11 protein-coding genes are annotated in these 8,628 nt (G+C 74.7%); 7 read left to right on the top strand and 4 right to left on the bottom strand.

Going from position 1 to position 8,628, the window contains the following annotated elements:
• Nucleotides 1-307 precede the first annotated feature (307 nt).
• From ABD224_RS28440 to hypE, 7 genes are read left to right on the top strand one after another with little or no spacing between them, the layout of a single operon-like run.
• Entirely contained in the window at nt 308-451 is a 144-nt protein-coding gene (locus ABD224_RS28440; protein ID WP_344055063.1) for a hypothetical protein, read from the top strand.
• A complete protein-coding gene (locus ABD224_RS28435; RefSeq protein ID WP_344055062.1) occupies nt 448-1,050 on the top strand; it encodes a hydrogenase maturation protease in 603 nt (200 codons plus the stop codon). Before ABD224_RS28440 ends, ABD224_RS28435 begins: the two co-directional genes overlap by 4 nt.
• A 56-nt stretch (nt 1,051-1,106) precedes the next feature.
• Nucleotides 1,107-1,877, top strand: coding sequence for a hydrogenase nickel incorporation protein HypB (gene hypB, locus ABD224_RS28430; protein WP_344055061.1), 771 nt, complete (start codon nt 1,107-1,109; stop codon nt 1,875-1,877).
• Nucleotides 1,874-4,234, top strand: a complete 2,361-nt coding sequence (gene hypF / locus ABD224_RS28425; protein WP_344055059.1) for a carbamoyltransferase HypF — start codon at nt 1,874-1,876, stop codon at nt 4,232-4,234. Before hypB ends, hypF begins: the two co-directional genes overlap by 4 nt.
• Nucleotides 4,235-4,266: 32 nt before the next feature.
• Nucleotides 4,267-4,602, top strand: a complete 336-nt coding sequence (locus ABD224_RS28420) for a HypC/HybG/HupF family hydrogenase formation chaperone (RefSeq protein WP_344055057.1) — start codon at nt 4,267-4,269, stop codon at nt 4,600-4,602.
• On the top strand, nt 4,599-5,759 hold the full coding sequence (hypD, locus tag ABD224_RS28415; RefSeq protein WP_344055055.1) for a hydrogenase formation protein HypD: 1,161 nt from the start codon (nt 4,599-4,601) through the stop codon (nt 5,757-5,759). Before ABD224_RS28420 ends, hypD begins: the two co-directional genes overlap by 4 nt.
• On the top strand, nt 5,752-6,834 hold the full coding sequence (gene hypE, locus ABD224_RS28410; RefSeq protein ID WP_344055053.1) for a hydrogenase expression/formation protein HypE: 1,083 nt from the start codon (nt 5,752-5,754) through the stop codon (nt 6,832-6,834). The genes hypD and hypE overlap by 8 nt, the downstream gene beginning before the upstream one ends.
• A gap of 100 nt (nt 6,835-6,934) precedes the next feature.
• Here the strand turns inward: hypE and hypA are convergent, their stop codons facing one another.
• From hypA to ABD224_RS28390, 4 genes are all read right to left on the bottom strand, one after another.
• The gene (hypA, locus tag ABD224_RS28405; RefSeq protein WP_344055051.1) at nt 6,935-7,291 is read right to left on the bottom strand and encodes a hydrogenase maturation nickel metallochaperone HypA; all 357 of its coding nucleotides are present in this window, start codon (nt 7,289-7,291) and stop codon (nt 6,935-6,937) included.
• Nucleotides 7,292-7,298: 7 nt separating this feature from the next.
• Nucleotides 7,299-7,892, bottom strand: a complete 594-nt coding sequence (locus ABD224_RS28400; protein ID WP_067388820.1) for a DUF5947 family protein — start codon at nt 7,890-7,892, stop codon at nt 7,299-7,301.
• Nucleotides 7,889-8,479 (bottom strand): NifU family protein, encoded by a 591-nt coding sequence (locus ABD224_RS28395; RefSeq protein WP_344055048.1) that lies wholly within the window; start codon nt 8,477-8,479, stop codon nt 7,889-7,891. The genes ABD224_RS28400 and ABD224_RS28395 overlap by 4 nt, the downstream gene beginning before the upstream one ends.
• A partial coding sequence (locus tag ABD224_RS28390; RefSeq protein ID WP_344055065.1) for a nickel-dependent hydrogenase large subunit occupies nt 8,472-8,628 on the bottom strand: 157 nt, incomplete at its 5' end. The genes ABD224_RS28390 and ABD224_RS28395, both read right to left, overlap by 8 nt.

The following is an 8,628-nucleotide window of genomic DNA, read 5'->3' as shown; positions in this document are numbered from 1 at the left end:
CCGGGGCCGCGGTCGCCGCCGGCCCGCCGGCCAGCGCCGCGGTGGTCGCCGCGGCCAGCAGGACCCCGCGCAGCGCACGACGGCGTGAGGGGCGGCCGGAGACCCTGTCGACGTTCTGCTGACAGATCATGTGCAGACTGTTACATCATATGAACAGAAAGTGAGAGTGCGACACGCCGAAGACCGCCGGCACAACGAAGTCCGCCGAGGGCATCCGGGCCGGATGGAGGAGAAGCCTGAGGCGGACGGACGAAAACCCCGCCGGGATCCTTCCTGGAACCCCCCGCATCGGACAGCGTGATCCGCCATGGACCCTCTGCTCGTCGCCGACGCGTTCGACGGCCCGTCCCCGCGCGCCCGCACCGCACCGCCGGACCACGGCCACCTCGCCGACACCGCACCCGCCCCGCGCGTCCTCCGCCCCGGCCGGGGCACCGGGACCCCCCGATGACGCCCCCGGCCCGTCCCCGGCTGCTGGTCGCGGGCGTGGGCAACATCTTCCTCGCGGACGACGCCTTCGGCCCCGAGGTGATCCAGGCCCTCCGTCACCGCCCCCTGCCGCCCGACGTGCGGGTACGGGACTTCGGCATCCGCGGCCTGGACCTCGCCTACGAACTCCTCGACGGCTACGGCACGGCCGTCCTGGTCGACGCGGCACCCCGCGGCCACGAGCCCGGCACCCTGTCCCTGATCGCCCCCGAACCCCCCGACACCACCGCCGGCGCCGCCGCCCCGCCCGAGGCCCACGGCATGGACCCGGCCAAGGTGCTGGCCCTGGCCGCCCACCTGGGCGACGGGCCGCTCCCGCGCGTCCTCGTGCTCGCCTGCGAACCCCAGGTGCGGCCCCGCGGCGACGAGGACATCATGCCCGGGCTCAGCGCCCCGGTCCGCGCCGCCGTCGCCCACGCCGTCGAGGCACTGCACACGATGGTCCCCGTCCTGCTCGCCGACCCCGACGCCGTCCCGCCGTTGGGCCGCCCGGAGGAAAACACCCCGGCCCCCACGGCTGGGCTGCCGCACCTCACGGCCGGCGCGGCCGAAGATCGGTGACAGACCCGCCTCCCCCCCACCTCCCCGCCCCGAGCCCTTTTCCGAGGAGCAGCGCCATGTGCCGGTCCACCGATGTCAAGCAGGCCGTCCTCGCCAGGAACGACGACCTGGCCGCCGCCCTGCGCGGCGACCTGGCCCGGCGCGGCACCGTGCTGGTGAACCTGCTGTCCAGCCCCGGCAGCGGCAAGACCGAACTCCTCGGCCGCGTCCTGGCCCGTGCCGTGGAGCGGGGTGTGCCGGTGGCCGCGCTGACCGCGGACCTGGCCACCGAGAACGACGCCCGCCGGCTGGCCCGCTCGGGCGCGCCGGTCCAGCAGGTGCTCACCGACGGGCTCTGCCATCTGGAGGCCCTCCAGGTGCGCACCCGCCTGGAGGGCTGGCTGCCCGAGGACACCGCGGTGCTGTTCGTGGAGAACGTCGGCAACCTCGTCTGCCCGGCCTCCTACGACCTGGGCGAGACCCTGCGGGTCGTGCTGATGGCGGTCACCGAGGGCGAGGACAAGCCGCTGAAGTACCCCACCGCCTTCGGCTCCGCCCATCTGGTCGTGGTCACCAAGACGGACCTGGCCGAGGCGGCCGGCTTCGACGAGGACGCCTTCCGGGCGAACGTGCGCCGGGTCAACCCCGGGGTGGGGATCGTACGGTCCTGCGCCCGCACCGGCGACGGCGTCGACACCCTCCTGGACCACGTCCTCGAAGCCCGCGACGGAACCCCGCCGCACCACCCTCCCCTCGCCCCGCGTCCCCACGACCACACGGTCCACCGGGCCCCCGGGGACGAGACGGTCCACGACCACCACCCGCACCCGGCCACCACCGCCCCGTGACCGCCCCCGTCACCGGTACGGTGCGCCGCCGGCTCACCGTGCGCGGCACGGTGCAGGGCGTGGGCTTTAGGCCGTATGTGCACCGCCTGGCCACCGACCTGGCCCTGGCCGGCTTCGTGAGCAACACCGCGAGCGGCGTGCTGATCGAGGTCGAGGGACCGCCGGACGGCGTCGACCGGTTCTGCGACCTGCTGACCCGGCATCTGCCCCCGCTCGCCGCCGTCACCGGCATCGGCCGCGAGGACCTCCCCGCCACCGGCGCCACCGACCCGTTCACCATCCGCCCCACCGACCACGCCCCCGGCCGCACGCAGCTGCCGCCCGACACCGCGACCTGCGCCGACTGCCTGCGCGAACTGGCCGACCCCGCCGACCGCCGCCACCGTCACCCCTTCATCACCTGCACCCACTGCGGCCCCCGCTTCACCATCACCACCGCCCTGCCCTACGACCGCGCGGTCACGACCATGGCCGGCTTCCCCATGTGCCCGGCCTGCGCCCGCGAGTACACCGACCCCGCCGACCGGCGCTTCCACGCCCAGCCCGTGGCCTGCCCCGACTGCGGCCCCCGGCTGCGGCTGATCCCCGCCGACGGCAGCGGCCTCCGCCCGGCCCGGGACGCCGACGCCCTGACCGCGGCCCGCGCCCTGCTCGCCGCCGGCCGGATCGTCGCCGTCAAGGGGCTCGGCGGCTACCACCTGGCCTGCGACGCCACCGACACCCGCGCCGTCACCACCCTGCGCGCCCGCAAGGAACGGGGCGGCAAGGCGTTCGCGGTGATGTGCCCCGACCTCGCCGCCGTCGAGCGGATCGCCGAGCTCACCGACGGCGAACGGGCCGCGCTCACCAGTCCGCGGCGCCCCATCGTCCTGCTGCGCCGCCGCACGCGCCCGGACGGACTCCGCCTGAGCGACGCGGTCTGCCCGGGCAGCCCCCACGTCGGCGTACTGCTGCCCTACACCCCCGTGCACACCCTGCTGTTCGGGCTGCCCGGGGATCCCCCCGGCCCCCGTGTGCTCGTGATGACCAGCGGCAACCGCTCCGGCGAGCCCATCGTCACCGACGACGACGAGGCACTGACCCGGCTGGCCGGCCTGGCCGACGCCTGGCTCACCCACGACCGCCCCATCGCCTCGCCCTGCGACGACTCCCTGCTGCGGGTGCGCCCCGACGGCACCGAACAGGTGCTGCGCCGCTCCCGCGGCCATGTGCCCCGCCCGGTGCGCCTGCCCGTCCCGGTGCGCCCCGCGCTCGCGATGGGCGGCGATCTGAAGAACGCGCTCTGCGTCGGCGACGGCGACCACGCCTGGTTCGGCCCGCACATCGGCGACATGGGCGACCTGACCACCCTCCGGGCCGCCCAGCGGGCCGAGGAGCACCTGCTGCGCCTGACCGGGGTCACCCCCGCCCTGGTGGCCGCCGACCGCCACCCCGGCTACCACTCGACCGGCCTGGCCCGCCGCCGGGCGGCCCGGCTCCCCGAGCCACACCCGGTGCTGGTCCAGCACCACCACGCGCACATCGCCTCCGCCATGGCCGAGCACGGCCTCGACGGCACCACCCCCGTGATCGGCGTCGCCTTCGACGGCACCGGATACGGCGACGACGGCACCGTATGGGGCGGCGAGGTCCTGCTCGCCGACTACGCCGGCCACCGCCGCTTCGCCCGGCTGACCCCCGCCCCCCTGCCCGGCGGCGACGCCGGAGTGGCCAACCCGTGCCGCCTCGCCCTGGCCCGGCTGTGGGCCGCCGGGCTGCCGTGGGACGCCGATCTGCCCCCGGTCGCCGCCTGCGCGCCCGAGGAACTGTCCGTGCTGGAACGGCAGCTGGAACGGAATCTGGCCTGCGTTCCCACCTCCAGCATGGGCCGGCTCTTCGACGCCGTCTCCTCCCTCGCCGGCGTGTGCCACCGCGCCGGATACGAGGCGCAGGCCGCGCTGGAACTGGAGGCGACCGCCACCCCGGCCTGGAACGAGGACGAGACGGCGTACCCCTTCGGCCTCACCGGCGGCCCCGGCCCCCTGGACTGCGACCCGGCCCCCATGCTGCGCGCCCTCCTCGCCGACCGGCGCCGCGGCACCCCGGCACCGGTTCTTGCCGCACGCTTCCACCGGGGCGTCGCACGGGCCGTCGCCCGGATCTGCCGGCACGCCCGTGCGGCCACCGGTCTGACCACCGTCGTCCTCAGCGGCGGCGTCTTCGCCAACGGCCTGCTGGAGGAGGAGTGCACCGCCCTGCTGACCGGTGACGGCTTCACGGTCCTGCGCCACGGCGAAGTCCCGCCGACCGACGGCGGCCTGGCCCTCGGACAGCTCGTGGTCGCGGCCCACGCACCCCAGGGCGGACGGCGCACCTGAAGCCCCCGTACAGCGACGAGACGGAGTGACCCATGTGTTTGGCAGTGCCCGGCAAGGTCGTGGCCATCGACCACCAGTCCGACCCCCTCACCGGCCTGGTCGACTTCGGCGGAGTGCAGAAACAGGCGTGTCTCGAGTACCTGCCCGATGTGCGGGTGGGGGAGTACGTGATCGTCCACGTCGGGTTCGCCCTGCAGCGCCTGGACGAGGAGTCGGCCCGGGCATCCCTGGAGCTGTTCGAGCAACTGGGGCTGCTGGAGGAGGAGTTCGGCGACGCCTGGGCCCAGGCGGCCGAGCAGGCCGGCAGCGAGGTCCCGCACACCGACGGGGCCGGCGCACGCGAGAAGAGCGGAAGTGAGGCCCGATGAAATACATCGAAGAGTTCAACAACCCCGAGCTGGCCCGGAAGCTGCTGGACGAGATCCGCGCGACGGTCACCCGGCCCTGGGCGCTGATGGAGGTCTGCGGCGGCCAGACCCACTCGATCATCCGGCACGGCATCGACCAACTGCTGCCGGGAGGACTGGAGCTGATCCACGGCCCCGGCTGTCCGGTGTGCGTGACACCGCTCGAGGTCATCGACAAGGCGCTGGAGATCGCCGCCCGCCCCGAGGTGATCTTCTGCTCGTTCGGCGACATGCTGCGGGTGCCGGGCACCGACCGGGACCTGTTCCGGGTCAAGGGCGAGGGCGGTGACGTACGCGTGGTGTACTCGCCGCTCGACGCCCTCCGGCTGGCCCGGCAGCACCCCGACCGCCAGGTGGTCTTCTTCGCCATCGGCTTCGAGACCACCGCCCCCGCCAACGCCATGGCCGTGCACCAGGCCCGCCGGCTGGGCCTGGACAACTTCAGCCTTCTGGTCTCCCATGTGCGGGTGCCACCGGCCATCGAGGCGATCATGACGGCCCCGGACTGCCGGGTGCAGGGATTCCTCGCCGCCGGGCACGTGTGCAGCGTCATGGGCACCGCCGAGTACCCGGAGCTGGCCGAGCGGCACCGCGTCCCCATCGTCGTCACCGGCTTCGAACCGCTGGACATCCTCGAGGGCATCCGCCGCGCCGTCCACCAGCTGGAGCGCGGCGAGCACCGGGTGGACAACGCCTACCCGCGCGCCGTGCGCGAGACGGGCAACCCGGCCGCCCTGCGCATGCTCCAGGAGGTCTTCGAGGTCACCGACCGCTCCTGGCGCGGCATCGGACGCATCCCCGCCAGCGGCTGGCGGCTGTCGGACGCCTTCCGCGCCTTCGACGCCGAGTACCGCTTCGACGTCGGCGGCATCCGCACCGAGGAGCCCGCCGTGTGCCGGGCCGGTGAGGTCCTGCAGGGGCTGATCAAGCCCACCGAGTGCTCCGCGTTCGGCACCACCTGCACCCCGCGCACCCCGCTCGGCGCCACCATGGTCTCCAGCGAGGGCGCCTGCGCCGCCTACTACCTGTACCGCCGGCTGAACGGACAGACCTCGTCGGGCGCCCCGGAGTCGCAGGGCTCCCGTGTCCCGCGGGAGGAGATGAACCCCGTTGGCTGACCTCGCCCCCACGACGGCCGAACCCCCCGTCGACCCCGCGAACTGGACCTGCCCCGCCCCGCTGCGCGACCAGCCCGTCGTGGTGATGGGCCACGGCGGAGGCGGCGCCCTGTCCGCCGAACTGGTCCGGGACGTCTTCGCCGCGGCCTACGGCAACCCCGTCCTCGCCGCCCTGGGCGACTGCGCCGTCCTCCGCCTCGGCGGTGCCCGGCTGGCGTTCTCCACCGACTCCTACGTCGTCCGGCCGCTGTTCTTCCCCGGCGGCAGCCTCGGCGACCTGGCGGTCAACGGCACCGTCAACGACCTGGCGATGAGCGGTGCCCGGCCCGCCTACCTCTCCGCGGCCTTCGTCCTGGAGGAGGGCGTGGAGCTGACCGTGGTCGACCGGGTCGCCCGCGCCATGGGCGCGGCGGCGAAGGCCGCGGGCGTCACCGTGGCCACCGGCGACACCAAGGTGGTGGAGGCCGGGCACGGCGACGGCGTGTACGTCACCACCGCCGGCATCGGCCTGATCCCCGAGGGCGTGGACATCCGTCCGCAGCGGGCCCGGCCGGGCGACGCCGTCATCGTCAGCGGACCGATCGGCCTGCACGGCGTGGCCGTGATGAGCGTGCGGGAGGGCCTGGAGTTCGGCGTCGAGATCGCCAGCGACACCGCTCCGCTGGCCGACCTGGTGGCGGCCATGCTGGCGGTCACCCCGGACATCCATGTGCTGCGCGACCCCACCCGGGGCGGGCTCGCCGCCTCCCTCAACGAGATCGCCCGCGCCTCCGGCACCGGCGTCCGGCTGCGGGAGCGGGCCATCCCCGTCCCGGAGGCGGTCGCGAACGCCTGCGGATTCCTGGGCCTGGACCCGCTGTACGTCGCCAACGAGGGCCGGCTCGTCGCCTTCGTGCCCCCCGAGCAGGCCGAGGCCGTCCTGGAGGCGATGCGCGCCCACCCGCAGGGCAGCGGCGCCGCACTGATCGGCGAGTGCGTCGCCGACCACCCCGGGACGGTCGTGGTCGAGACGGGCCTCGGCGGCACCCGGGTCGTCGACCTGCCGCTCGGCGAGCAACTGCCGCGCATCTGCTGACGGACATCTGCCGGCAGAACGACAAAAGCCGAAGGACGTCCCCGCCGGTGCCCAGGGCACCGGCGGGGACACGGGGTCTTTTCGGCCCGGGGCGTCCGGCTCAGGCCGGAACCGGACCGGGCTCGATCCGGGTGATCTCCAGCTCCCGCCCCCGGCGCAGATCCTGCGACGGCCGGTCGCAGTGCGGGCACCAGAAGAACGGGGGCATGCCCACCGGGAACTCCTGGTCGCACGGCACGCAGTACGCGTACGCGGTCACCTGCTCGACCACGAGCCGGGCCCCGGCCAGCGCGGTGCCCTCCCGGGCCACCTCGAAGGCGAAGCTCAGGGCGTCGGGCACGACACCGGACAGCTCGCCCACCCGCACCGTCACCGCCGAGACGCTCTCCGTCCCCTCGGCGCGGGCGATCTCGTCGACCCGCTCCACGATCGCGGTCGCGATCGACAACTCGTGCATGGCCGCATCAGCTCCGTTCGGTGAGCCCCGCGAAGAACTCCTGGACGACGGGCCACACCCGGCCCCCGCCGGACAGGCCCCGCCACTCGCGGCGGATCGCCGCGACCATCCGGAAGCAGTCGTCGACGGGCACGATCCAGTGCTGGTCGAACTCCTGGACGGTATTGACCAGCAGGGCCTCCACCTCCGGCTCCATCGAGGCGAGCTGCGGGAATTGGTCGGCCAGCCGCCGCCAGGCCGCCGCGTCCACCTCCCACCGCATGGCCCCCGCCGGGCTCGGACCCTGCGCGGTGACCGTGCCGTCGGCGCGCGGCACGAAGAACACCAGACCGACCGGCACCCCCAGCACCGCCGTGTCGATCCGGGGAAGCCGCACCCGGCGCCGGGGGACGAGCCGGAAGCGCCCGCCGCCCGCCCCGCTGTCGGTGAAGAGCACCGCGCAGGGGCCGCAGACGCACCGCACCCCGTCCTCGGCGCTGTCGTGAAGGTGACGGTGCTCCTCGGGCACCGGCGCGGCGCACAGCTCGCACGTCTCGCCCGCGGCCGGCCCCGTCCGGCCGGCCGCGCGGATGATCCGGGCCAGTGCCCCGTCCGCCGTCACCGCGCCTCCCGCGCCCGCGCCCCGCCTCGCCGCGTCAGTGTCTCCAGCGGTACGAACGCGGGGGCCGGCCGCTTCGCGGACGTGTCCGTCACCGTCTCCACCGCCGTGAGTTCGGGTGCGGCGGCGAGCACGGCCGCGCGCACCGCGTCGGTGAGATCGGCCGTACCGCCGCCGCACCCGAAACCGCACCCGCCCGCGGTCACCCGCACCCGGGCCACCTTCTCCTCGACGCCGACCCACTCGACGTCACCGCCGCTCTTCCGCACGGCCGGCCGCAGCCGTTCGACCGCGCGGGCGGCCCGGTGCTCCACCGGTTCGGGATGGATCCGGTGCAGCACCAGCAGATGCCCCACCAGCTCGTCCTCGGCCAGCCACCGGGCCAGCTCCTCGTCCGCCCGGTCCAGCACACGGCCCAGGGCCTCGCCGTACACCTCGGTCAGCAGCCGCACCGCCTCGAGGGCCGACTGCACGGTTGGTCCCGGCGCGGTCTCCAGACCCGCCAGCAGCTCGTCCAGCCGGGCGAGCCGCGCCTCGACCTCCAGGTCGGTCAGCCGCCCGGCACAGCAGTCCGGTCCGGTGTCACCCATGGGTGGTTCCGTAGGTGGGGGTGTGGGTGAGGGTGGTCAGGGTGGTGCCGTTGCCGGTGTACATGTGCACGCCGCAGGGCAGGCAGGGGTCGAAGCTGCGGACGGTGCGCATGATGTCGATGCCTTTGAAGGTGTCGGGGCCGTTTTCC

The organism is Streptomyces thermoalcalitolerans (genome assembly GCF_039525155.1).
GTDB classification, from domain to species: domain Bacteria; phylum Actinomycetota; class Actinomycetes; order Streptomycetales; family Streptomycetaceae; genus Streptomyces; species Streptomyces thermovulgaris.
The sequence above is the reverse complement of the archived record's forward strand: the minus strand, read 5'-3'. Positions and strand labels throughout refer to the sequence as shown.